Raw genomic sequence first — 25,678 nt, 5'->3', positions numbered from 1 at the left:
AGCCCGAACAGCCACTCCCGTTGCCGCACGGGAGCCGCGTTGCTCAAATCATCGTGGGTTCACGGGAGCCCCTGGTCCGACTCGAGGCCCCCCGGCCCCGGTCGCTCCCACGTCCCACCCAAAAGGTCCGCACCCCTTCGCCCCCCGTCCCCGCCTCACCCCGGTGCGGTCGTCGTGCCACGGTGCCGCTCACTCCAGGACTTCACTGCATCGTGCATGCCGAGCTTCGGTGCACGCTCGCGAGCCACGTCGGGCCCAGGTGGCGAGTCACTCCACCTGGACCCTTGGGGGTTTGAATCAGGCGGCGATGAAGCGCGGGGGCAGGCGCACCGCGCTGAGCTGCTCCATCTCCTTCACCATCTTCTTGAAGTCGGAGTTCGCGATGCCCGTCTGGCCCTTGGCGAGCGACTGGGTGGCGTACTTCTCGTAGGTGTCCACCACCTTGCGCGCGTCCGGGCTGAGGCGGTCGTAGTTCTGGCGCGCCCACTTCTGGAGGTCCGCGAACTCCAGGCCGGCGGCCTGGCCGTCCAAGTCACCGGCGCCCTTGTTGATGGCGTTGGTCAGGTCCTTGGCGGAGATCTTCCCGTTCTTCCCATCCAGCGTCTCCAGCGCGTTGCGCATGGACGCGTCGTGGAAGGTCTTGTGCTGCGAGGCGTCCTTCACCATCGCGTCGAAGCCCTGCTTGTTCAGGCCCTTGGGACCCGCCGTCTTCGCGTGCTTCTCGTACGTCTCCATCACCTTCTGCGCCTCGGGCGTCAGCCGGTCCTTGTTCTTCGCCGCCCACTTCTGGAACTCGGCCAGCTCCGCCTTGGAGTTGCCGTCCGCGTCGCCCGCGCCCTGCTTGATGGCGCCGAGCAGGTCCTCACCGGAGATGGGCCCATTCTCCTTGTCCAGCTTCGCCAGCGAGTTGCGCGCGCTCACGTCGCCCACGCTCTTGAAGTCCTTCATCATCTTGGACCACTCGGTGCTGCTCAGGTCCTTGTCGCCCGTGGCCATCGCCTTGGTCGCGTGCTTCTCGAACTTGCCCATCACTTCCTTGGCCTCGGGCGACAGCTTGTCGGCGTTCTTCTTGGCCCAGTCCTGGAAGGTCTTCAGCTCGGCCGCGGTGTTGTTGTCCGCGTCCTTGGTGCCGCTGCGGATGGCCTTCGCCAGGTCCTCGCCGGAGATGGGCTTGGGCAGCTTGTCCAGGCCCGCGAGCGCCTTCTCCGCGCCCTTGTCGCCCACGCCCTTCATCTCCTTGAGCATCTGCTTCCAGTCGCCGTGCGCGATTCCACCGTTCTGGCCGTTCGCCGCGAACTTCGAGTAGAGGTCCATCACCTGCTTCGCCTCGGGCGTCAGGCGGTCCTGGTTCTTCGCCGCCCACTCGGAGAAGGCGCGGTACTCACCGCCCGCCGCGTTGCCGTCCAGGTCCGCGGTGCCGCGCTCGATGGCCTGCGTGAGCTGGTCCGCCGTCACGGGGCCCTTCGTCTGGTCCAGGTTGTTCGTCTCGCGCAGCGCGCCCAGGTCCAGCGGCGCCCACTCGTTCGGCAGCGGCTTGGTGGGGAAGCACCCGCCGCGAGGCCCCATGTCGAAGCCGTCGCTGGCCGGACGGCCGCCGTGCTGCGCGTGGTGCTGCATCACGTGGCGCAGGTCCTTCAGCAGCTGGTGCTCCTTGACCAGCGCACGCTCCAGCTTGCCCTCGAGCTTCTCGAGCTTCGACTCGGTACGGGCCAGGGTCTTCTGCACGGAGGAGGTGAAGGAGGAGGTGATGGCCATTTGGTTTCTCCGAAGTAAGTCGTTGTGAGCAGGCCTATTGCTCGCGGCGTGCCACACATCTCCTCCGGTTACCCACCTTCACTTCTCTTCTGTTTTCAAAGGGTTACACAATGACACCCCTTCGCGAGGGGTGGTGACAACAGTCACCACCGATGACAACCGTCACCAGGGGGGAGGCCCCCCAGGTGGTGACTGGAGTCACCGGATCCACGCGCCGCCGCACGCGGACGCATGAGGGGTACGCGCGGAGGACTTCCTTCGTTACAGGCCGCCGCGCAGTTCCTGCTCGCTCCACAGGGCGCCGTCCCGCTCGCGCAGCAGGAACGTGAGCCGGCCCTGATGGAACCCTCGCACCGGCGCCTCGGGGTCCGGGAAGCCCGGCGGCAGGCGCCAGTCCGGAGGCAGCGTGCCGCTCAGCGCGATGGAGCGCTCACGGCGCAGCTCGCCTACCTCCAGGTCCGTGAGCGGGCGCACTCGCGCCCAGGGCAACAGCGCCCGTCCGTGGGAGCCCACGCGCGTCCCCGGTGTCGGGTCGCTCCAGGGGCCTATCGCCGTGCGCCACAGCGTGGACAGGTGCGCCCCACAGCCGAGCGCCCGTCCCACGTCCCGCGCGAGCGAGCGGACGTAATAGCCCCCTCGACACGTCAGCGTCAGACGACTGGTGCGCGGCAAATCGTGCGAGAGCCACCGCGCCGAATGCAGGTACACGCGCGAGGGCGGCAGCTCGAAGACTTCGCCCCGATGCGCCTTGCGATAGGCCGGCTCTCCGCCCACCTTCTTCGCGCTCGTGGCCGGTGGCACCTGCTCCCGCCATCCCACGAAGGGCGCGAGCGCGGCGTCGAGCAGCTCGGGCGTCAGGCTCGACACGTCACCCTGATGCACGGACTTGCCGTGCAGGTCTCCCGTGTCCGTCTCCGTGCCCCAGACCACGTCCGCCTCGTACGTCTTGGGCACCGCGTGCAGCAGCTCGAACAGCCGAGTCGTCTGTCCCACGAGCACCAGGAGCAGCCCCTGGGCGAAGGGGTCCAGCGTCCCGCCGTGACACACCGGCACGCGCTTGCCCGGCACGGCGCGCGTCTCCTCCAGGAAGGACTGGACCACCGAGAAGCTCGTGGGGCCCACCGGCTTGTGCACGCTGTAGAGGCCCGGCGTCATGCGCCCCACCCTAGCGTGCCCGTCTCGCACTGCAACGGTGAGGCGAGGGGGCACGCTTCACGAGCACGTGCCCCTTCGAGCCTGTTCCGCGCGACGGGACTACCGACGACGCAGCAGCTTCTCGTAGCGCAGGCCCTGCTTGCCCTGGGTGAGCTCCGGCACGTGCACCGGCGCGCCGGCCCACTCGGCCAGCCGCTCGAAGTAGAAGGTGCGCTGCGGCTCGGGCAGCGCGGTCAGCGTGCCGTAGAAGCCGATGCCCGCCGGGTCCACCAGCCGGTACGAGTCGTTCCTCGCGCTCACCCCAAAGGCCGAGGCGCTCCACGGGCTCAGCGCGCCATCCACGATGAGCACGCGCCGCGCGTGCAGCCGCGTCCACAGCTCCAGCTTCATCATGGGCAGCGGGTTGTAGACCTTCACCACGCCCGCGGGAGGCAGGAACGTGGGCACCTGCCCGCCCGGGTAGCGCAAGAGGTGCCGCAGCTCCGCCTCCGGATACAGCGGCGCGCCCAGCTCCGTGGCGCACTGGTAGCTCTCCGGCTCAATCGCGCTGTACAGCGCCTGGTCCGAGAAGGTGTACGCGGGGCCCGCCACCAGATCCACGAAGGCGAACAGCTCCTCGGCCGACACCGTGGGCTCCGGAATCGTGTCGCAGTCGTACGGCGCCAACCCCAGGTACTCCCAGAAGTTGAACGGCAGCCGCACCACGCTGAACTCGAACGACTTGTCCACGCCCAGCGTATCGAAGGTGAAGCCCCACTCCTCCTGCGCCGCCAGGAGCGGCGTCAGCTCCTCGCGCCGCTCCAGCGCCGCGCGCTGCACCGCCTTCAGCCGCGCCCGGCACGTCGCATCCCCCACGTTCGCCAGGAAGTGCGGCGCGCGGACATCCTGCAACCCCAGGCTGTGCCGCTCCGCGTAGGGAATCGTGCCCTCCACGTCGTTCGGATAGAAGTAGCGGTGCAGCAGCGCCGCCGTGCCGCCCCGGAACACGCCCGTGGACAACCAGCGCGCGCCGTAAATCGTCTTGAACACCTCCACCACGCGGTGCGCGTCCGCCGCGGACTGCCAGACATCCAGGAGCTTCCAGTCGCGCGAGGCCGGCGTCGACGTGCCGTAGAAACGGTGCTCCACCGTCACCTGGTTGCCCTTCAACAAGTCCACCGGCTCCGCGGCGATGGGCTCCGCGAAGATTTCCGCGCCCTCCGTGTCGATGACCATGGGCGCCGTCACCGAGCGGTGGAACAGCGTCATGCGCTGCGGGAACTTCTCCCCCGCCGGACGGCGATGGTCCGCGGGCTGCTCGAAGTCGAGCGTGAAGAAGCGAAAGTCGTCGATGTACTCGTCGCCCAGAATCGTGACGCCCGGCAGCGCCTCCAGCCGCGCGCGGATGTCGTCGTCGATGACGCGCGCCTCGCCCGCCTCCGCCCCCTCGCGCCCCGCCTCCGACGTGTCACCACAGGCCGCCAGCAGCGCTACCGCCAGCGCTCCCACCACGCCTCGAAACCGATACGTCACTCCCCACATGTCTCGCTCCTCTCGATGAACAACGTCACCCGGGTTCACTCAGGAACCAGCCAGGACATTCTCTTAAATCAAGAATTATAGGCTATTCACGAAAATACACCCAGGGTGTGTCACGCCGAAGGACCTTGAGAGAAGTCCTCCAGCGGGCCCGCGGAGGCATCTACGGGGTGGGGTTCTCCGAGCGGCCCATGATGGGGCTGCACGCGGTCGGCACGGCGAAGTTGTTGGTGGCGAAGCCCCCTGTGCTCGTCGCATTCGAGCCCAGGCCAAAGGCGGCGAACGCGGTCCACATCCGGCAGACGTCCTCGCCGCCGTGCAGGGTGGTGGCGGCGCTGATGATGCCGTCGCGCGCTTGGAGGAAGGTGGGGTTGCAGGGCGTGCGCTTCAGCCCTTCCGTGAAGTACAGCAGCATGCGCTGGTTGCCCGCGTTGCCGGTGGCGGCGTGGAGGTTGGCGCCAAAGCCCCACTGCGCCACCAGCGCCCAGTACACCTCCCACAACGCCTGGGCGAACACGGAGCCCATGCCGTGCGGGACGGCCATGCCGTTGCTGCTCTCGAAGGTCCAGGTGTTGATGGAGGAGGACGTGCTGTAGCGCTGCGTGCGCAGGCCCGGTCCGGTGGTGGCCTGGTTCAACGCATAGGTGCCGATGCCTCGGCCCTGCGGACCGGTGTCCGTCGCGCGCGCGGTGTAGACGAGCGCCAGGAAGTCACTGAGGCCTTCGCCGGGCTGCTGTCGGTTGGTCAGACACGTCACGTTGCTGGGGCCGCCGACCAGGCGGTTGGAGAGGCCGTGGCCGTACTCGTGGACGATGATGCCGCTGTCCAGGTCGCCGTCCTTGTCCGGGTCGGGCGTCGTCCAGAGGAACATCTGCATGCGCGGGCGGTAGCCGTCCGGCGGCGTGAGGAAGTTGGCGTTGTCGAGGCCACCACCGTCCTGCGCCTCGGCGCGCACGTCGTCACCGCCCCACCCGCCCCTGCCGTGGTTGTTGACCTGGAAGTTGCCGGCCTGCTCGTCGAAGCCGTACTGGTACTGCACGTCGTGGAGGAGGTTGTTCCAGTAGAAGAGATTCACCACGGCGGCGGGGAGGTACGTGCTCGGCGCGCCGGTCAGGGCGATGGCGAAGTCGCACGCCAACCCCGCGCCACAATTCGGCTCGCTCGCGGGGGGCTGGTCATTGCCGTCGCGGTCCTCGTAGGCGTGGACGTTGTTGCCGCGCGTCGTGGTGAACTCGGGGCCCGCGACGCCGTTGGTGTCATGCCAGCCAAAGGGCGAGGCCAGCGGGTGGGCGGGATTCATCACGAGCGTGCGTCCATCCGCGGGAGGCGGCGGCGTGACGTGGTGGGGGCTCTCCGCGGGCCTCGGGTACACGCGGTACGAATCCCCGGCCACCCAGTCGAAGCGCGTCCACACCTCGCCCGTGCCCGCGTCCACCGTCACGTCGTAGGCGTGCTGGGAATCCAGCGTGTGCACCTGGAAACGCCAGACGAGCCGCGACTCGCCACGGCGCAGCGGCAGCACCGCCAACGACGCGTCGACGGGCTCGGTCGACAGGCCCGCCACCGCCACCCGCGTCCGCCGCGCCAGGCCCGGCTCGGCCTTCAGCGCGTGAGGTGGCTCGCGCAGCCGCACGCCCAGGTGCCGCGCCGCGCCCGCCACCGCCTCGGCCGCGCCCAGCTTCGGCTCGCCGCTGGCGAGCGTCGACTCCAGCGCCGGCTGGAAGTCGCTGTGCACCGCCAGCACCCGCCCCTCCCGGTCCACGTTGACCTGGAGCTGCGCGTTGTACACGGGCAGACCCCGGTATCGTTGTTGCAAATACAGGTGAGTGGCGCCACTCACGCTGGAGTAGACGCGGTCCGTCAGCTCCACGTTCGCCAGGTCGGACGGCTCCAATCCGAGGACTTCGCGATGCCGCTGGACGAAGTCCAGGCCCACCACGAGCGCGTCTCCGCTCGCGGGCCCGGACAGCGCCCCCACCAGGTTCACGAGCGAGCGCACCCGCCCGTTCGAGGGCTCCACCTCCACGCGCAGCTCCGGCACGGACTGGCGCAGCGCCGCCTCCGCCTCCTGCTGCGTGGAGGGGAAGTCGAAGTGTGTCCCCGCGTTGTAGGCGAGGCGCGCGTCGTGGTGTCGCTCTCCCTGGGGCGTCGGCGCCACGGCCAGGGCGAGGGGTGCCAGCAGCCCTCCCGTGAGCGCTACCGCGTGGAAGAGGTACCGCCAGGTGTGTCTTGGGGACATGTCGTGCTCCGCGTCACGGACCGCCCCGGAGCGGGGCGTCACGCGGAACGAGGGCACGTCCTGCCGGCCTGACTCAAAAGGGGGTCAGGAAAGACCATCGACTTCCGGTCGTGCGCGGCGACTCAGTCGTCGCTCAAGGCGCCCCACTGATCATCACGCGTCTCGGGTTTGCCCTTGGGACGGAGGTGCGCGAAGGACAGGGTCATCTCCACGGCGAACTCGCGCTTCTCCGGCGGATTGCCCAGGTAGATGTACTTGGTGCGGTTCTCGATGCAGGCGTTCAGCATCGCCACGGAGGGCGCGGGGGTCAGCTTGCCCTTGACGCCCTCCCCCTTCGCATCGAACCGCGCACGCAGCCGGTAGGTCCGGGGGATGCCGCCATCGCGGAGGATGGCCTCCTTGCCGCAGTAGTCGTAGTTGCGCAGGTGCTTGGCCAGCATGACCGCGCCCCACTCCTCATTCGTCTTGGGCAGCGGCGGCGGGCGCTTGATGGGCTTCTCCGCCACGGGGATGGGCGGCGGGGGCTGCTGCGTCACGACGGGCGGGGGTGGCGGGGGCACGGGGATGACCACGGGAGGAGGCCTGGGCCGCTCCGCCACGGGCGCCGGCCTGGGCTTCGGCTCCGCCAGCGCGAAGAAGGCGGCGGCTCCCCCGATGCAGGTCATGAACAAGAAGGACACCACGATGATGCCGAGCGCGGGCCCGTTGGTCTGGGGCCTCGGCGTGGGGTTGATCTCCTTCCACCCCGGCGGAAGGGGGGTGCCCTGGGGCCGGGTCCGCTCGGCGCCGCAATGGGTACAGAGGGGCTCGCGCTCCACCGCCTTGAGGAAGGGGGCGCCACAGTTCACACACTTCGCACGTGTTCTGGCCACGACCCGGAGTCTAGTCGGTTCGCCGACACGTGTGGGGACGATATGGGCCCAGGTGGACAAAAGTAGGCATCAACGGGGCGCGCCCAGGGTCCGGAGGAAGAACAGGCCCACGTCGTCCAGGTAGTAGCGGCCCGCGGCCCCCTGCGGCGAGTGCGGCTCGCCGGGCATGATGAGCAGCTCGAAGTGCTTGCCCGCGCGGATGAGCGCGTCCGCCATCCGCATCGTCACCGAGGGCGTGGCGTTCACATCGCTGGTGCCGTGCATCAGCTTCAAGGGGCCCTTGAGCCTGCCCGCGAGCGCGAGGTTGTCACCCACCGCGTAACCCTGGGGGTTGGCGCTCGGCAGGTTGAGGTAGGGCTCGTTGATGATGGCCTCTTCCGTCAGCGCCCCCGGCGCTCCGGCATAGCCCGCCGTGAAGAAGTCCGGCGCCGTCAGCATGCCGCGCAGCGCGAAGTAGCCGCCCCAGGAGTGGCCGTAGAGGCCCACGCGCTCCAGGTCCATCCACGGACGCGTGGACGCGACCTGCTTCAGCCCCGTGACGTGGTCGGGAATCTCCGTCTGGCCCACGCGCCCGTAGTTCGCGTCCTGGAAGGCCTTGCTCCGCCCCGGGCCGCCACGCGGATCCAGCAGCACCGCGACGAAGCCGAGCTGCGCCAGGCCACTGGCCGTCAACGACATCGCGTTGCCGATGTAGTTCCATGGCACCAGGTTGTAGAACGGGCCGCTGTAGATATAGGTGAGCACCGGGTAGCGCTTCGCGGGGTCGAAGTCGCGCGGTTTGTAGAGCACGCCGTGCAGGGGCGTGACGCCGTCGGCGGCCTTGACGATGAACGGCTCCGGCCGCGCGTCGCCGAGTGCCTCGAGCTCACTCGCGTCCGCGGTGGTGAGGCGCACGCGCTTGCCTCCCTCCAGGGACACCAGCTCCCGCAGCCGGGGCTGCGTGCGAGAGGACCACGCGTCCACGTAGTGCTGGCCCGAGGGCGACAGCGTGATTCGGTGCATCCCCGAGCCCGACGACAGGCGCTTCAACGCCCCACCCTTCAGGCTGCCCCGGTAGAAGAGTTGCTCGTACGGCGCGCCGCTGTCGGCGGAGGCCAGCACGTAGAGGCCATCCCTCTCGGGGGCCACGCCCACCACCTCGTGCACGGGGAAGGCGCCTCGCGTGAGCTGCCGCAGGAGCTTCCCCGCGCGGTCATACGCATACACGTGCCGCCAGCCGTCGCGCTCGGACATCCAGAGGTAGCCGCGTCCTCCTGGCAGCGCCGTCACCTGCTTCGCCCAGCCGCCCACCGCGAAGTCCAGGCCGGTGACGAAGGTCTCCGGACGCTCCTCGCGCAGCACGCGCCGACGCTGGCCCGTCCCGGGCGTCACCGCGGTGAGGTCCAGCCGCTTGGCGTCGCGCGCGAGGTGGAGACACAGCGCCTCCGTGCCCTCGGGGTTCCAGCCGGCGAACCAGTCATACGTCTCGCCCTCGACGGGAGGGATGCGCGTCACGCGGCCCGTGGCCACCTCCACCACATGGAGCTCCGAGCGAGGCAGCGGCGTCCCTGTCTTCGCGTACGGCACCGTCGTCACCTTCTCCAGCGCGTCCGAGTAGTCCACGACAGGCACCTGGTGCACGGCGCGCACGTCGTCCCGCCACACCACCAGGAAGCGGCCATCCGGCGACCAGGGGCGCGCTGGAATCCGCCAGTCGAGGCGCTCCTCCCCCGCGCGCTCCACCACGGTGGCGCCGTCCGCGCCCAGCACCGCGAAGCCACCCTGGCGCTGCACCGCGAGCGCTCCTCCGCGCGGCGCGAGGAAGTGCTCCGGTGACAGCGTCAGCGCGGCCCGGTCCTCCGGCGACAGCAGCGCGACGCGGCCTCCCGTCAAGCCCAGGCCGAAGGTCTTCCCCTCCAGCCGGAAGACGAGGCCCTGTTCATCCGGAGTGAGCGCGACGTCGAAGAAGCGAGGCGCCGTGACGGGCTTGCCCAGCAGCGCCGAGAGCTGCTCGCGCAGTTGCTCACTGGAGATGAGTGGCTTCAGCTCCCCTGTCTTCGCGTGCGCCAGCACCCATGTCCCGCCGTCCTTGCCCTCGCGCGCCCAGAAGACCAGCCGGTCTCCCTCGCGCAGCCACCGGGGCGCGACCAGGCTGTCTCGCAGGAGCTCCACCCGCCGGCTGAACTGGTCCGCCACGTCCAGCTTCGCCTGGACGCTCGCGTCGGGCGTGGGCCCGGAAGCGGTGACGGAGGGGGCGCCACCGTCGAGCGCCAGGACGGGAGCACCCGTCAGCGCGATGAGCACCACGCCGAGGGCCATGAAGGGGAATCGCATGCACCGATGGTAGGGAGCCGCATCCTTCACGACCAATATATCTTTCGAGGCCCATCGAGACGGTTATCGTCTCGATATGGAATTCCGTCAGCTCCAGCTCTTCGTCGCCGTGGCGGAGGAGCTGCACTTCGGACGGGCCGCCGCGCGCATCGGCATGGCCCAGCCGCCGTTCAGCCAGCAGATTCGCCGACTGGAGACCGAGCTGGGAGTCGAGCTGCTCACGCGCACCAGCCGCCACGTGGCCCTCACCGCCGCCGGGGCTCGGCTGCTGGAGGAGGCTCGCACGCTGCTGTCCCGACGCGCGGATGTCATCCACACGGTGCAGCAGGCGGCGAGCGGCGAGACAGGTACGCTGCGCGTCGGCTTCGCCGCGTCCTCGGCCTTCGGCGTGCTGCCGGATATCGTCCTGCGCTTCCGCACGCGGTTCCCGAAGGTGAAGCTGGAGCTGGATGACAGCGAGACGCTGAACGTGGGCGCCGCGCTCGCGTCGGGGGAGCTGGACATCGCCATCATCCGGGCGCCCTTCCGTCACGAAGGGCTCACCGTCGAGCGGCTGCTCCGGGAGCGCTTCGTGCTCGCCCTGCCGGCGCGGCACCCTCGCGCGCGTCAACAAGTCGTCGCGCTGGCCTCACTGGCGAACGAGCCGTTCGTCCTCTTCCCTCGCCACTCCGCGCCCGGCCTGCATGACCTGGTGACGAGCATGTGTCTGGCTGCGGGCTTCTCTCCGAACATCCTCCAGGAAGCGCGCTCGTGGCCCTCCGTCGTCGGCATGGTGGAGGCGGGCCTGGGATTGACCATCGCCCCCGCGTCCTCGCAGGCCCTGTGCCCCAAGGGCGTCGTGTTCCGCCCCCTGAGCGGCGCTCCCAACCACGCGGAGCTGGTGGTGGCCTTTCCCGGACCTCGGCCCTCACCCGCGGCGCAGCACTTCCGTGTCCTCGCGCATGAAGCGGTCTCCCGCTCGGGCAAGAGCGCGTCGGAGTGAAGCGACCTCCGGGCCAGCAGATACGGAGGGCTGGTGGAACTCCTGCCCCGCGCCACGACGAGCGGCGCGGGGGCGCTTCGTTCACCGCATGCGCGGTCCGCGCTCACCTGCCGTGCCCACACTTCGTACCGCTCAGGACGGTGTGGGCTTCTTGCTCCGTCGGCCCTTCACCCTCGTGACGGGCTCCGTGTCGTTCGCCGCCACCTGCGGCCCCAGGTTGAACCAGAAGGGACAGAGCAACGGCGGCGCTCCTCCCGTTTCCGGCGGTGGAGGAACCTCTCGCGGACCTCGGTAGAGGCGGACCCCCTCTTCACCTCGCTTGCCTCGACTCGCGCGCGTCGCCATCAGCGACACCGCCCGCGCTGCCACCACGAATCCCCCAGCTCGTTGAAGCGTTGGCACGACAATGCGCCTCGGGGAGCGGGCCTGAAGCCGCTCGCTCCCGACGATTCCCTCATCGGCGTCGGCATGCGCACGAACTACCGACATGACAGTTTCCTGTCAATTGAATCGGCCAACAAAACACAGAACGCGCGTTCAGCGCACCCCTGCCTCCATCCGCCTCCTCCATGCGGCGGGTGTCACACCATGTACACGGCGAAAGAGGCGGATGAAGTGCGTGACGTCCGCATAGCCCACCCGCTCCGCGACGATGTCCACCCGCTCGTCCGTGTGGCGCAGGCGGCTGCGGGCCTCGGCCATCCGGCACTCGAGAATCCACTCGCCCACCGAGCTCCCCGTCTCCTGCCGCACCACGCCGGCGACGTGCGGCGCCGAGCGCCCCAGCTCCCGCGCCACCTTCGCGAGCGACAGCGGCTCCAGGCAGTGGGACTCGATGTACGTGAGGGCGCGGCGGCTCAGCCCCATCGACGAGGACTCGGGTACCGCGTCAGGGGACGCCATCCGCTCCAGCTCCACCAGCACCAGCCGGAGCAGCGAGAGGCTGGCCTCGTCACTGCCGCGCTCCTGGCGCGCCTGCTCCTCTTCCATCAGCCGCATCCACCGCAAGAGTCGCCGACGCTGCAAGGGCGTGGGCCGCAGCACCGGGTGACAGCCACCGCGCACGCGCAAGAGCGGCCCCAACCGTGACGCGCGCTCCTCCGCGTCCGAGGACACCGCCTCCGGATAGAAGCCGAGCCCCAGGCACTCCGCATCCGAGTGGTCGCGGCCATGCGCATCTCCCGGTGGAATCAGGTGCACGTCCCCGGCGCGCAGCACCAGGTCACCCGAGTGCCGCACCTTCGACTCGCCGCGCAGCACCAGCATCACGACGGCGTACGAGTGCACCGCGGAGTGCACCCGCGAGTGCTGTGACGACAGGGGCCGCTGCGGGCCCACCCAGAGGAGTCGCCGCTTCTCCTCGAAGTCCCGCTGGATGGCGGACCACAGGTGGTTGTGTTCGAGGGGGGCGGTGGCCATGGGGCCTTCGTAGCGCGGGGCGAGAGCCGGCGTCACTTCGCGTGGCCGCCCAGCGCTTCCAGATTCAGGTGGTGGTTCATCACGTAGGCGGACTGCGCACCGGCCGCCGCCGCGATGAGCGCGCCCTGCAAGCGCGTGGTGAGGTCTCCCGCCGCGGAGATGCCGGGCACGGAGGTCTGCTGCATCAGGTCCACCTTCACGAAGCCCAGTTCATCCAGCGCGAGCCCCAGCCCCTCCACCAGCGCCACGTGCCGCTGCGGCGGACGGACGAAGAGGTACTCCTGTCGCACGCGCGTCCCGTCCTCCAGCTCCACCGCCTCCAGCGCGCTCCCATCCGCCGAGGCGATGAGGCGCTTCACCTTGCGCTCCACGAGCTGCACCTCGGCGCGCTCGAGCTGCGCGCACCGCTCGTCCGACACCGGGAAGGCTCCCTGGGTGTACAGGGTGACGTCCGACGTCCAACCCTTCAGGAAGAGGGCGAAGTCCAGGGACAGCTCCGCCTCCGCCGCCGACCCGGCGAACACGCCCCAGGCCTTGTCCTGGATTTCCCAGCCGTGACAGTACGGACACTGGAAGAGGGCCTTGCCCCACAGCTCGCGGTAGCCCGGCAGGTCCGGCAGCACGTCCACCATGCCCGTGGCCAACAGCACGCGGCGCGACTCCACGACGACTCCGCCCTCCAACGTCACGCGGAAGCGCGCGTCGCCCAGTCGCTCGATGCTGTTCACCCGCACGTCGCGCACGTCGACGGCGTAGGGACGAAGCTGCTCCCGGCCGATGGCGCGAAACTCCCGGGGTGGCGTGCCGTCGCGGGTGACGAAGCCCTGGATGTGCTCGGCCGCCGCGTTGCGGGGCGAGCCCGCGTCGCACAGCAGCACCTTCTTGCGGCCACGCCCCAGCACCAGCGCCGCGCTCAGGCCCGCCGGGCCACCGCCCACAATCACCACGTCCTTCGTGAGAATGTCGCTCATGGGAAAGAACTAAACGCCGGCCCCTTCTCGCGGGAGAGCGGGGGTTCAGGGGGAATCGGCGCATCGGCGGATCCGGTGACACGGTGCCTCCTCGTGGCTCCAGGGATGCGGGCGAGCAGACGGACGCTCGACGAGGACGACCGGCCAGGTATGGCGCCCGTTGAGCAGGTGGGAACAGTGGGCACATGCTCCGGTACGTGTGCCTTTGACCAATAGTGCGAAGGGTCGGCTTCCCCCAGGGGAAGCAGCGTTCCTACACTGTCCGTCAGGAGCCTCAGGGCCGGTGTGCGGCTCCCCACCCAGGAGGTATGCGATGCAGCCCGCGCGTCTCGCGTTGACGGTCCTGCTCGCCTGCGCCGCGTCCGGCTGCACCTCGTCGGAAGAAGCGCCGTGGGACGGTCGCTACACGCCGCTGGAGGAGCGGGGCGATTGGATGGACTCCGGCCCCCTCTCCATATGTCGCGTACTGGAGGGTACGGACACGGCCTGCGGCAGCCTGGCGTCGTTCGACTTGTCCGGCTGCAAACGTCGCACGATGGAGGCCCTGGAGCGCGAGGGGGTGTACCGCGGCGAACTGCGCTTCGATGCGCGCGGCACGCAAGCGGCCCGGGCGGCCCCGCTGGGCGGAGGCTTCAAGCTGAGCGCCTCGGGCATCCCCGAGCAGGTCCTCGGAGCGACCGCCTTGGCCGGGGTGTGGGACGCACGGACGTTCCTCGTCTCCAGCCAATCTCCGGACGGACTGTTCACCTTCGTGGGCTGCAACGCGGTGGGCCCGCGCTCGTTGACGGGCTGTTTCTCTCGGTGTCGCGATGGGGTGCTGGTGGAGTCGGGGACGTTCCGCACCGAGCGCGTGGCGCGCTTCAAGGGAGAGCACGAGGTCTCCGGCGGAATGAAGCTGGTCTCCGAGCGCTGGGTGGACCTGGGCATGCCCGTGGACGTGCAGGTCATCGGCAAGCACGCCTACGTCATCTCGCAGGACCACGAGGGACAGCGTGGGGGACTCACCGTCTTCGACGTGAGCGAGCCCGAGGCGCCGGTGCGCGTGGCGCGGATGAGCCTGCCGGAGGACTCCGACTGGAGGGGCGCGACGTTCAAGGACGGGGTGCTCTACATCGCGAGCGCGAGCTCGGGGGTGGTGGTGCTCGATATCTCCCTGCCCTCGGCGCCGGTGTTCGTGCGCGGGGTGCCGGACCCGCCCGTGCGCGTGGGGATGGTGAGCGTGGATGGGGACAGGCTCTACGCGGTGGCCACGGAGTCCTCCGCGGGCACGCTGATGTTCGACATCTCCACGCCCTCCGAGCCCCGGTTGCTCGAGCGCATCGTCTCGGGGGCGCGCATCTCGGAGACGCCGTCGTCGCGCGGCCCCGTGAGCTACGAGGGCAGGCTCTATGTGAATCACCTGCGGGATGGATTGCAGGTGGTCGACACGCGCGCTGGTGGCGGGGCCAAGCTGCTGGGCCGGTACACGTATCCGTATGCGAACAGCCGCGCGAGCGCGGTGGGCACGTTCGGCGGGAGAATCGTGGCGTTCGAGAGCAGCCTGGGCGCCGGGGCGAGACTGAGGGCGCTGGATGTCAGCGAGCCGCACCACATCGTGAAGATTGGTGAGTATGGCTTGCGTGGAGTGGTGTCACCGCGCGCGTTGGAGCTGCGGGGTTCGCGGCTGTACATGACGTATCACCAGGAAGGGCTGCGGGTGCTGGACGTGAGCAATCCCACGCAGCCGCGCGAGGTGGCGTACTTCAATAGCTTTCGCGAGACGGACCCGGGGCGCGGGGATGCGCTGGAGGAAGGGGCCACGGGACTCCAGGTGCCTGGGGATGGCTATGTGTATGTCGTGGATACTTCCCGTGGATTGCTGGTACTGACGGAGCCTCCGCTGTAGGCAGCGCGGCACTGTGTCTGAGCTGTCACACGGCTCCCCGCATCCCCGGGAACGCACCCGCGTCCGCACTGGACGCAGAGGCCGCGAACCCGCGTGAGAAACCCCAGGCGTTTCCTGGGATGAGCCCACCTCCATGAGTGGCCTCTCTATTGCTAACGCAACAGCGCGACGGCCCGCTCCCCGCTGACATCAACCCCAGACACTGCCGCGCGACGAGCCTCGATGTCGCCGTCGTTCGCCGGCGCCTGGATGTAGACGCCAACCCGATTGGAACATCCATGCCCTCCTCGGTAGCGCAGGTCCCCCCCACTCCAACCCCTGTCATCAGCATCCCCGTTGAAGAGCCGTTTGATGTCGTCGGTGACGATGGCGAGTTCCGCCTCATCCAGACCGGCCCCTCCCTGGCCCTGGTGGGAGTCAACGACGACGACATGCTCCAGGGCTACCTCAGCTCGTCCACCGTCGCCTACCTCAGCCGCACCTCGGGGAATCCGAGCCGGCTGGACCCCTGGACCTCGTTCACCGTCGAGAAGGACTCGACGCAGTCCGCCCTCGCCTTCGAAACCGAGAAGCGCATCGGCGTGGTCTCGCTGGGCGACCTCGTCTACATCTTCTGGATTGACACCCAGAACAACGCCTTGTGCGCGGTCCGCATCGTCCCCGGAAGCACCCGCTCCAAGACGGACTGGTGTCAGCTCTCGCTGCCGGCCGCCACGGCCGGTGCCAGCAAGACGACCGCGAAGGTCCTCTCCAAGGGCGTATCGGCCTGCGCCGGCAAGGGCGAGACGGAGATTCTCGTCAACTACCTCGTCTGGGACTCGGCTCACAACGCGCCGCAGGTCTGCCACCTCGTCCTGGATGTCAACGACTACAATCCCATCACCAACGACTGGTCTCCCGTGGTGGCGCCCTGGTACACGACGGCCCCCGCGACCAGCCCCAGCCAGACGTCCTCGAACCTCTCGAACCTCGACCTGCGCACCATCCTCGTCACCCAGCCGGGGGCCACCAACAGCCCTTCCGTCAACAGCGTCATCGCGGCGCTGTGGGACGAGAACCACGCCACCACGACCACGTTCTCCTGGACGCTGGACACCGCGTGCCACGCGAACGCGACTCCCGCGTGCTCGCCCATGCTCCTCTCGTGGCCTTCATCGGTCAGGAGCCGGAAGGCCTCGGGCATGAGCCTGGCGGTGGACCCCGCGGGACGGCTCGTCGCCCTGTTCGGCGACGCCAACGCCAGTCATCAAATCTCCATCGCCGTGATTCCAGACATCCGGCCGCTGCGCCAGATTGACTCCTCTCCCGCCCCCACCTGGACGGAGTTCGGCAAGATCTTCACCTCGGCGACCGAGGACACGGAGGGGCCGCTCTCGATGTGCTTCTCGGTCGGCCTCGTCCCCGAGACGTCGAGCGAGGACTCAGCCACCCTCCCCATCATCCTGGGGCTCGCCTGGGTCCGCTGCTCGAATTCGCCGGGCTCGCCCATCCAGATGTCGTCCCTGAAGTATGGCGACTTCAAGCTCCAGACGATGCTCCACCCGCCGACCCAGCAGAACGCCGGCAAGCGCGTGCTGACGGCGATTTGCGACCCATTCCCCATGCCCCTCCCGGCGCCAGAGGTCTGGGGGAATGCCAGCCCCGACGGCATGGCCGACTGGAACCTGTTTGACTATGAGATGAACACCACTCAGGAAGACATCGTCCTGAATGAAATCAACCTCTCCGCGAGCCTGGGAATCCAGTACTCATCGAGGGATACGGCCGCCACTGGCCCGTTCGGGGGCTACAAGACGGGAGTCGCTTGGGGCATCACCGCGAAGGCTGGAGCCTCCGGACGCTTCGCGTGGCAGGACGGGAAGTTCACGGCCCAGAGCATCAAGGTGGCGACGAAGGCCTACCGTCATCCGTACTTCCCGCTCGATGACGCGTCTCCCTACCTGGTCCGTCCCTACGGGTGCTACTTCGGACGGTCCCTGTTCTGGCTGCGCTCCCAATACGGGACGGCGACGAACCTCAACTTCAACCACGACGCCAACTTCAGCCCGGCGCCCCTGGTCGTGGCCCACTGGCCCGTCGTCTCGGACGACGCCGATGAGACCGTGGCGGGCGACTTCTTCACCTACGCCTGCACGCCGGGCATGGTCGACTCCTATACAGCGGAGGCGATCAACGACCGCATGTTCAAGCTGTATACCGAGTGCGTGAAGAGGCTGGGGGAAGCCGGCAAGACACCGGCGGAGATTCAGCAGATTTTCACGGCTCCGGATGGGACCGACCTCAGCACGTTCTACACGGGGCACAACTACGTCACGGCCGTCATCGAGAAGTACGGCACCAAGACGGACCTCAACGGTCAGAAGTACCTCAAGTTCGCCATGAGCGGCAGCTCGGTCTGCGACGGCCAGTACCGGGTGTCGAGCGGAACGACCACGGGCTTCGGCGTCCACCTGGACGTCAACGTCTATGCGGGGTTCGTCGAGACGGCGGAGATTGGCAGTGAGAACGGCGGCCTCTCCGCCTCGGGGGAGACGTACCTGGGTGGAACGTTGGACTTCTCCTTCTCCTTCACGCGCGATTCGACGAGCAACGCCTCCAGCGGCGTGGGCCTCTACACGTATCTGAATACGCTCGCGCCGACGCAATCCATGTCGGCCCGGCTCTACTTCCTCAAAGAGGCGTATCTGTGGGCGCTCGAGCTGAAGTACTTCCCGGCCATCGCGCGGGATTGGTACCTCCAGTCCTTGAGCGATGCGCAGGCCAGCGGGGAGTTCACGTCCCCGGTGGCGCAGCCCAACCTGGGCATGCTGGCCGGCACCACGTCGGCGGACGATTTGCTGCTCTATGAGCAGTCGCTGCCCACGCGCTTCCTGTTCGTCGTCACCGGGTGGGACCAGGGGCCGAGCGCGAACACGCCCATCAATGTGCCCAGGGATTTACCTGGGGGATACGACATCTCCACCTTCAATGCCGGAGTCAGCAACGGCGCGACCTTCAACCTGCCAGGGCCCTGCGATGTGGCCTATGGCGCGAATGGCCACTACCGCTTCATCGCGGGGCTGACGGGCGCCGTCACCTTCAACACCGCCACCTTCGGCGACCCGGGGTCTGGCACCACGAACAAGGGCTACTACCGGCAGGTCGGCTTCCCCAATCGGACCCAGTACAACGTCCCGCAGGACTTCGACCGGGTCGGCGGCGAAGGGGCGACGGTGGACGTGGGTGACGAGCCGACGACGGTGGCGTTTGGAACCGGCACGAGTTGGAACGTGGTCGGCGGGGTGTCGGGGAGAATCACCGCCTCGGATAACGTGTTCGGGGACCCTGCGATTGGCTCAGGAAAGGAGCTTCGAGTCCTGCGGGGGTAATACTTCCCGGGTCGAGAGGCGTCCGGGTGTTTGACCATGCCCCGTCTGGGGAGTCCCTCGCAGGGAGGGCTCCCCGGACGACTGCACGGAGGAGGTCCGGGCAGACACGTCGTACCCAGGTGGCTCGGGGTACGCCTTGGGTTGCCTGTCAGCGTCGTTTGGTACTGCCAGGGTGTGCCCGCCTCGCCGCGGGCCTCTTGCCGGGGCCTTCCATGACGCTTCGTTGGGTGGTGTCGCTGCTCCTGTGGATGGCTGTCACTGGCTGCGCGACGAGCCGAGTCGTGCGACTGGAGACCGGGGAGGATTCCTTCCTCGTCACTCCTCACGAGGAGCCTGACGCGGAGGTGAGTGCGGCTGAGCTCGAAGACGACGAATTCGAGGAGGCCGTCGCGGAGCTGGCGCGAGATGTTCCTCCCTCTCGCAATCCCATGCAGGTAGCCCGGGAGCGCTTCGGCGTTCCGTCCCGGAGTGGAGTGTATGGGTATGAGCGTGGGTCCTCGCGACTCATTCCCCAGCGTGGAGGGGATGTGGACGGTCCCCGACTGCTGGAGGACTACGCGGATGAAGCGCTGACGCGTGCCTACGGTCAGTGGTGCAAACGGAAGGACCGACCCGGGGACTGCTTGCGCCTGCTGGACGAGGGCCCGCTGCTGGCCAGTGACGGCAAGTACACCTGGGCCCTGGCCATCGCCATGGACTCGGTCTGGGAGGAGACCGCCGAAGCACTGGAGGGCATGACGGACCCCCAGGCAGTGGTCGCTGGCATCGCCGCCTCCGCGACGATGTATCTGCTCTTGTGGTCACTGCCCGAGCCCGTGAGCAAAGGCGTGGCGGCCACCCTGACGGCCTGCCTCATCGCCTACCTGGGCGTGGATACGGTGTGGAGCATGCTGGACGGGTGGCTGACGCTGGTGCGCCAGGTGGATAGGGCGACGAGCTTCGAGCAACTCCATGCGGCGGGTGAGGCTTACGGCGAGGTGCTCGGGGAGAACGCGGCGCGCGTCTTCGTGATGCTGGCCACGGTGGCCATCGGGAACACGGCCGGACTGGCGGCGAAGTCAGTGGGGTTGCCGGGCTCCGCCCAGGCAGCTGTGGCGGTGGAGTCCCAAGCGGGCTTCCAGTACGCGGCCGTAGGCAGCGTGAGTTCAGTCGCCTTGACGGCGGAGGGCTTCACCATCGCGCTCGCCCCGAACGCCGTGGCCATGGCGAGCCGGAGAGGACGCAGTGAGAATCATCACATCGCCACGAACAAGAACGACGTCTCCGCCGCGCGCGGCGGGCCCTGGTCGCCAGTATTCAGGAAGCTGTTCGCACGAGCCGGGATGAAGCTGAAAGACTCCGAGAACGTCGTCGAAGTCGTGGGCCACAGGGGGCCGCATCCACGGCGGTATCACGAGTACATCCATGAGCGACTGGAGCAAGCCTTGGGAGCGTGCCGCAAGGTGGAAGAGTGCCGGAAGGCCCTTACCAATGAGCTACGCAAGCTCGCCAGAGAAGCGCAGACCCCAGGAACCAAAATCCACGGGCTTTTGACTCGGAACCCATGAGGAATCTAGGAAGTTCACCATGCCGAAGCGGTCTCGATACTTCAAGCTCAGGGAAGACGTGCAGGCCGGGAACTGGTTCCTGGGAGACCCGCTGGATGAGACGGGCACCGAGGTCGAGGACGTCTGGCAGTTCGTCGAGGGGCGGCCCCTCCAGCTTGCGAGTCGCCTGAAGTTTCCTATCGACGAGCCAGGGAGGTGGCTGGACTACTGCACGGCAGGCGGCAGAGTTCCGGTTGTCCACGTCAGGGTGGCCAACCTCTTCGCGAAGCTGGCGCCTGATGATGTGCAGTTGATACCCGTCGATGTCGAAGGACGCCCGGAACAGCATGTCATGCTCGTCGCCACGAAGCTCATCCGGTGCATCGATGACGAGGCTTCGGAAGAGATAATGTATTGGAAGCCCGAGGATGAGCGGCCGGACAAGCTCGGCCAGTACCGCAGCGTCTACGGGATGCGAATCGACCGCACGAAGGTGGGCGGCGCGAAGGTCTTCCGCACCTGGGGATGGGAAATCGCCCTCATCGTCTCCGAGGACCTCAAGGTGGCCCTGGAGCACGCGAAAGTCACGGGGGCGAGGTTCGAGGAAGTCTGAGCCAACGGCTCACACCTCGATGCGGTTGCGCCCGTTCGTCTTCGCCCGGTTCAACCGCGCGTCCGCGGCGCGCAGCAGCTCCTCCAGCGTCGCCCCGTCTCCAGGCGCCTCCGCGATGCCCGCGCTCACCGTAATCGCGAAGGACTCGCCCCCGTCGCCGTCGAAGGTCATCTGCGTCACCTCCGCCATCGTCCGCGACAGAATCGCCTTCGCGCTCTCCTTCGTCTCCCCCAACAACCCCACCACGAACTCCTCCCCTCCCCACCGCCCTCGCACGTCCTCCCTCCGAAAACGTGCCCCCAACAACCGCCCCAGCCGCGTCAGCACCCTGTCCCCCGCCAGGTGCCCATACTTGTCATTCACCCGCTTGAAGTGGTCCACATCCAGGAAACACAACGCCAACGGGCGCTGCTGACGCTGCGCCTCCGCCAGGCGCGTCCTCGCCCCCTCGATGAACGGCCGCCTCAACAACAACCCCGTCAAGGCATCCCGCTCCGAGCGCTCCCGTGACAGCCGCGCCCGCTCCAGCCGCGCCTGCACTCGCGCCCTCAACTCCTCCTTCAACACCGGCTTGGAGATGTAGTCGTCCGCCCCCGCCTGGAACGCCGCCAGCCGGAACTCCAACCCCAGGTGCGCCGTAATCAACAACACCGGCAACTCCTGCCACGCCGGCGTCGACCTCAGAATCCGACACAAATCAAAGCCGCTCGGCCCCGGCATCTGCACGTCCAACAACAACAAATCCGGCCGATGCTCCGCCAATGCCTCCATCAAATGGTGCGCATCCCCCAACCCCACCACCTCAATCTGCTCGCTCGCCAGCGAGTGCACCAACGCCGCAATCGCCTCCGGGTCGTCGTCCACCACCAACACCCGCGCCCGCTCCGGCCGCCGCGCCGCCACCATCCGCTCCGCCGCCGCCGCGAAGTCCGGCGCCGTGAAGGGCCTCGGCAGGAACAACGACGCCCCTGCATGCGCCGCCGCCACCCGGTCCTCCAACCCTCCCGCCCCCTCCATGAACCCCAACGGCAACGAACCCAGCCCGTCCACCGACCGCAGCTGGTGCGCCGCCTGGATGCCTCCCAGCTCCCCACCCAGGTGCATGTGGATGAGCACCCCATCCACCCACTGCTTGCTCGCCACCGCCACCGCCTCGTTCGCCGAGCGCGCCGGCAACACCCGCACCACGTGCGCCTTCCCCAACCGCTCCGCCTCCGCCAACACCTGCGCGTCCTCGTCCACCACCAGCAACACCCCCTCCGTCGGCAACATCGCCGCGGGGGCCTCCTTGCGCACGGGCTTCACCGGCACCGACGCCGTCCTCGCCAGCTCCCGGAACGTCGCGTCCACCTGCCCCCAGTCCAGCCGCGCCGAGTCCTTCGCCGACCGCAGCACGTCCTCCAACCGCCCCGCCGACAGGCTCACCTCCGTGAACCCATAGCTCCCCGCCGTCCCATGCAGCTTGTGGACGACGACGGTCGCCTCCTCTAGAGCCTCCCGCTTCCCCGCCCGCGCGTCGCTCAGCAGCGTCTCCAGCCCGCCCACCTTGTCCTTCAGCCGCGCGCCGTACTCCTGGTTCAACGCGACGAGGCTCGCCGCCAGCTCGTCGCGCACCAGGTCCACGTCCGCCAGCGCCCGAAGCCCCGGCGCCGGTGGCGGCAACGCCTTGGTGAAGAGCTGGCTCACCCAGAGGTACAGCTCCTCCGGCCGGTAGGGCTTGTGGATGATGCGCGCCACCCGCAGCTGCCGCGTGAGCAGCTCGTGGCTCTTCAAGTCCTTCCAGAACGCCGAGGCGAACAACACCGGCAGCTCCGGCTGCGTCTTGCGCAGCTCGCGGATGAAGTCCGCCCCCGTCACCCCCGGCAACAACCCGTCCACGATGGCCGCGTCCACCGGCACCTTCGTGAGCAACGTGCGCGCCTCCGCCGCCGTGCGCGCCGACTCCACCCGGAAGCCCTTCTCCCTCAAGAAAGCGGAGACCAGCGTCTGCAAATCCTTGTCGTCCTCCAGGAAGAGGAGCGTCTTCGCCTCATTCATGAAACAGCCCTTCTCCCCGAGCCACCGTCCTTGCGGGACAACAGCTCATGCAGCAGCTCGCGCACGGAGGCCACCAGCTCCTCCTCCGACGAGCGCGCCTTGCTCAAGTGCCGCGTAATCCCCAGCGTCAACTGCCGCTGGTCCGCCCGCGACAAGTCCCGTCCCGTGAACACAATCAGCGGCGTTGCCCGCCCCCGCCCCTGCCGCAAGATGTCCACCACCTCGAACCCGTCCAACCCCGGCAGCCCCACGTCCAACACGATGAGGTCCGGCGGCGTCTCGCGCGCCAGCGCCACCGCGCTCTCCCCATCCGCCGCCTCGAACACCTGCACCGTCCCCAGCCGCTCCAGCCGCGCGCAAATCACCCGCCGCGTGGCCACGTCGTCGTCCACCACCAGCACCCGCGCCTGCCCCGGCCGCCGCATCGCGTGCCGGAGCGTGCTGAGCAGCCGCGTCTCCTCCAACGGCTGCGACATCCAGTCCACCCACAAGGGCGTGCCCACCCCCTCGCCCTCCGCCGAGCGCCCCGACACCGCCAGCACCGGCAGCTCGTGCGTGCGCGGGTGCTCGCGCAGGCTGCGCACCCAGTCCAGCGCCTCCCCATCCGGCATCTGCGTGTCCAGCACCACCGCGTCCGGGGGCGTCTCCTCCAGCACCTTCGCCGCCTCGGCGAGGCTCGAGGCCCGCACCACCCGGTAACCCTCTTGCGACAGCAACCCGCGCAGCAACGCGGACAGCTCCGTGTCCGCCGTCGCCACCAGCACGTTGTAGCGGGTGGAGTCCTTCACCGCCCCACCCACCGCCGCATGCGAGCCCGACACCGAGCGCGCCGCGTCCAGCGTGAAGGTGAACGTGGAGCCCTTCTCCAGCTCGCTCTCCACCTCGATGCCGCCGCCGTGCTGATTCACGATGGCCTGGGAGATGGCCAGCCCCAGCCCCGTGCCTCCCTTGGAGCGCGTGTCCGAGCCATCGAGCTGCTGGAAGCGCGCGAACAGCCGCCCCCGCTGCTCCTCGGGAATGCCCGGCCCCTTGTCCACCACGCTGAAGCGCACGCGGCCCTGCGACTCCATCCGCACGTGCACCGCCACCTCGGCGCCGCTCGGTGAAAACTTCACCGCGTTGGAGACCAGGTTCGTCAGCACCTGGATGAGCCTGTCCCTGTCGCCCTTCACCCGGGGCGCATTCTCCACCACCGCGCGCAGCGATACCCCCGCCGCGTCCGCCACGCCGCGCAGGCCGCTGAACGTCGCCTCCACCAACTCCAGCCCCTCCACCGACGCCAGCTTCAGCTCCAGCATCCCCGCTTCCATCTTCTCCAAGTCGAGGATGTCGTTGATGAGGCGGATGAGGCGCTCCGTGTTCGAGCGGGCGATGCGCACCATGTCCAGCGCCTGCTCCGGCATCTCTCCGACGATGCCGCCCTCCAAGAGCCCCAGCGAGCCTCGGATGGACGTCAGCGGCGTGCGCAGCTCGTGGCTCACCGTGGAGACGAACTCGTTCTTCATCCGCTCCACCTCCTTGCGCTCGGTGATGTCGCGCACGAAGGCGGTGAAGCGCGCCGGGCCCTCTCCCGGCACCCGCGCCAGCGTCAGCTCCGCGGGGAACATGCTCCCGTCCGCGCGCAGGCACGGCGACTCCAGCCGCGTCGCGTGGCCCGACGTCTCGCGCAGCGCCGCCGCCACCTCCTCGCGCTTCCCAGCGGGCAACGATGCGGGCAACGCCAGCGCCAGGAAGTCCCGGCCCACCGCCTCCGACGCCTTCAGCCGGAAGACGCGCTCCGCCGTGGGGTTGAGCTCCAGGAGCCGCCCCTCCTCATCCACCAGCAGGATGCCGTCCGGCGCCGCCTCCAGGATGGCCGCCTTGCGCGCCTCCGTGGTGCGCTGCTCCTGCCCCGCCAGCAAGAGCGCCTGGCCGCGCTCCTCCACGCGCTTCTCCAAGACCTCGTTGAGCGTGGCCAGCTCGCCGGACGCGCGCGACAGCCGCACCAGCACCACCACCACGTACGCCCCCAGCACCAGCGACACCGCGAAGAACACGACGCGCGAGCGCTCGTTGCTCAGCTGCGCCCGCTCGTGCAGGTGGAGGAACGTGGTGACGAGCCGCTCCGCCTGCGCGCTGGCGGAGCGCTCCAGCAGCGCCTGCACCGCCACATCCGCCTCGCGTCGCTCGCCTCGCGTCTGGGCCTCCCGGGAGCGGACGAGCAACACGCGGTTGTCCTCCAGCGCGCGCAGGTACGCCTCCAGCGAGGCGGCCATCACCCGGCGCTCCTCCTTGGAGAGAAAGGACGGCACGTCGCGCAGCGCCTGGGCGCGGGCCTCCAGCGCCTTGAAGGCGGACAGCTCCGAGCCATGCAGCTCCGGCAGCCCCAACCGCGCGCGGAGCACGTCCTGCTCCAGCTCCGCGCTGGCGAGGCGAAGCTGCTGCAGGCGCGTGCGATACCCGTCGCTCTCGGCCATCCCCCACGGACGGCCCACCACGAACAGGCCACACAACATCAGCAGCGCCCCCACCGCCAGCGCCACCGAGCGCTTGGACAGGCGGGAGCCCGTCATTCCGGCACCAGCTTGCGAATCTCCTTGGGCAGCGTCATCGGGTCGAACGGCTTGCCGATGACACCCACCGCGCCCAGCTCCAGATAGCGGGCGACCTCCTGCTTCTGCACCTTCGCCGTCATGAAGATGATGGGCGTGCGCGACGTCGCGTCCTGCTCGCGCAGCCGGTTGAACGTGGTGGGCCCGTCCATGCCGGGCATCATCACATCCAACAAGATGAGGTCCGGCTGCTCCTCCGCGGCCTTCGTCAGCGCCTCGTTGCCCGACGCGGCCAGCACCGTGACCCAGCCTCCCACCCGGCTCAGGCTCAGCTTGCCGATGGCCCGGATGTCCTCTTCGTCGTCCACCAGCATCACCTTGCGCAGTGTCGTCATGGGCGGACCTCCTGGATGCACCAATGGGCTGTGGTATCTCACGTGCGGGGTGCACGGGCACTGGACGTCCGTCCAAGGCCCTGGCGGGCGGCGTCCCTG

Annotated in this window: 16 protein-coding genes; 5 read left to right on the top strand and 11 right to left on the bottom strand. The window is 68.8% G+C overall.

The window, feature by feature from the left end:
- Positions 1–297: 297 nt before the first annotated feature.
- The 6 genes from ACN469_RS22950 to ACN469_RS22925 all read right to left on the bottom strand — a co-directional run bounded on the left by ACN469_RS22950 (position 298) and on the right by ACN469_RS22925 (position 9,852).
- Complete coding sequence (locus ACN469_RS22950; RefSeq protein ID WP_498770879.1) at positions 298–1,755, bottom strand: hypothetical protein; 1,458 nt, start codon at positions 1,753–1,755, stop codon at positions 298–300.
- A 261-nt stretch (positions 1,756–2,016) separates the two neighbouring features.
- Positions 2,017–2,910, bottom strand: coding sequence for a tRNA pseudouridine(55) synthase TruB (gene truB, locus ACN469_RS22945; protein ID WP_498770878.1), 894 nt, complete (start codon positions 2,908–2,910; stop codon positions 2,017–2,019).
- Positions 2,911–3,009: 99 nt separating this feature from the next.
- Entirely contained in the window at positions 3,010–4,431 is a 1,422-nt protein-coding gene (locus tag ACN469_RS22940) for a S28 family serine protease (RefSeq protein ID WP_498770877.1), read from the bottom strand.
- A gap of 160 nt (positions 4,432–4,591) precedes the next feature.
- On the bottom strand, positions 4,592–6,667 hold the full coding sequence (locus tag ACN469_RS22935) for a M36 family metallopeptidase (RefSeq protein WP_498770876.1): 2,076 nt from the start codon (positions 6,665–6,667) through the stop codon (positions 4,592–4,594).
- 122 nt (positions 6,668–6,789) lie between these two features.
- A complete protein-coding gene (locus tag ACN469_RS22930) occupies positions 6,790–7,515 on the bottom strand; it encodes a hypothetical protein (RefSeq protein WP_498770875.1) in 726 nt (241 codons plus the stop codon).
- Positions 7,516–7,608: 93 nt separating this feature from the next.
- A complete protein-coding gene (locus tag ACN469_RS22925) occupies positions 7,609–9,852 on the bottom strand; it encodes a S9 family peptidase (protein ID WP_498770874.1) in 2,244 nt (747 codons plus the stop codon).
- 76 nt (positions 9,853–9,928) lie between these two features.
- On the opposite strand from ACN469_RS22925, the gene ACN469_RS22920 reads away from it, so the two are divergent.
- Positions 9,929–10,834, top strand: coding sequence for a LysR family transcriptional regulator (locus tag ACN469_RS22920; protein WP_498770873.1), 906 nt, complete (start codon positions 9,929–9,931; stop codon positions 10,832–10,834).
- 537 nt (positions 10,835–11,371) lie between these two features.
- Here the strand turns inward: ACN469_RS22920 and ACN469_RS22915 are convergent.
- Entirely contained in the window at positions 11,372–12,253 is an 882-nt protein-coding gene (locus tag ACN469_RS22915; protein ID WP_498770872.1) for a helix-turn-helix domain-containing protein, read from the bottom strand.
- Between the two features lie 32 nt (positions 12,254–12,285).
- Positions 12,286–13,224, bottom strand: a complete 939-nt coding sequence (locus ACN469_RS22910) for an NAD(P)/FAD-dependent oxidoreductase (protein ID WP_498770871.1) — start codon at positions 13,222–13,224, stop codon at positions 12,286–12,288.
- A gap of 313 nt (positions 13,225–13,537) precedes the next feature.
- Between ACN469_RS22910 and ACN469_RS22905 the strand changes: the two genes are divergently transcribed.
- The 4 genes from ACN469_RS22905 to ACN469_RS22890 all read left to right on the top strand — a co-directional run bounded on the left by ACN469_RS22905 (position 13,538) and on the right by ACN469_RS22890 (position 20,616).
- Positions 13,538–15,109, top strand: coding sequence for an LVIVD repeat-containing protein (locus ACN469_RS22905; RefSeq protein ID WP_498770870.1), 1,572 nt, complete (start codon positions 13,538–13,540; stop codon positions 15,107–15,109).
- A gap of 278 nt (positions 15,110–15,387) precedes the next feature.
- Positions 15,388–18,477 carry a hypothetical protein gene (locus tag ACN469_RS22900; RefSeq protein ID WP_498770869.1) on the top strand — a complete coding sequence of 1,030 codons (3,090 nt, stop codon included), beginning with the start codon at positions 15,388–15,390 and terminating at the stop codon, positions 18,475–18,477.
- A 212-nt stretch (positions 18,478–18,689) separates the two neighbouring features.
- Positions 18,690–20,024: an AHH domain-containing protein gene (locus tag ACN469_RS22895; protein ID WP_498770868.1), complete on the top strand. Its 1,335-nt coding sequence runs from the start codon at positions 18,690–18,692 to the stop codon at positions 20,022–20,024.
- 19 nt (positions 20,025–20,043) lie between these two features.
- Positions 20,044–20,616 (top strand): imm11 family protein, encoded by a 573-nt coding sequence (locus ACN469_RS22890; RefSeq protein ID WP_498770867.1) that lies wholly within the window; start codon positions 20,044–20,046, stop codon positions 20,614–20,616.
- Between the two features lie 9 nt (positions 20,617–20,625).
- Here the strand turns inward: ACN469_RS22890 and ACN469_RS22885 are convergent, their stop codons facing one another.
- From ACN469_RS22885 to ACN469_RS22875, 3 genes are read right to left on the bottom strand one after another with little or no spacing between them, the layout of a single operon-like run.
- Positions 20,626–22,653 (bottom strand): response regulator, encoded by a 2,028-nt coding sequence (locus ACN469_RS22885; RefSeq protein WP_498770866.1) that lies wholly within the window; start codon positions 22,651–22,653, stop codon positions 20,626–20,628.
- Complete coding sequence (locus ACN469_RS22880) at positions 22,650–25,205, bottom strand: response regulator (RefSeq protein WP_498770865.1); 2,556 nt, start codon at positions 25,203–25,205, stop codon at positions 22,650–22,652. The genes ACN469_RS22885 and ACN469_RS22880 overlap by 4 nt, the downstream gene beginning before the upstream one ends.
- A complete protein-coding gene (locus ACN469_RS22875; protein ID WP_498770864.1) occupies positions 25,202–25,579 on the bottom strand; it encodes a response regulator in 378 nt (125 codons plus the stop codon). Before ACN469_RS22875 ends, ACN469_RS22880 begins: the two co-directional genes overlap by 4 nt.
- Positions 25,580–25,678: the final 99 nt, after the last annotated feature.

Origin of the sequence: Corallococcus terminator (genome assembly GCF_049194865.1) — a bacterium.
Lineage (GTDB): Bacteria > Myxococcota > Myxococcia > Myxococcales > Myxococcaceae > Myxococcus > Myxococcus terminator_A.
The sequence above is the reverse complement of the archived record's forward strand: the minus strand, read 5'-3'. Positions and strand labels throughout refer to the sequence as shown.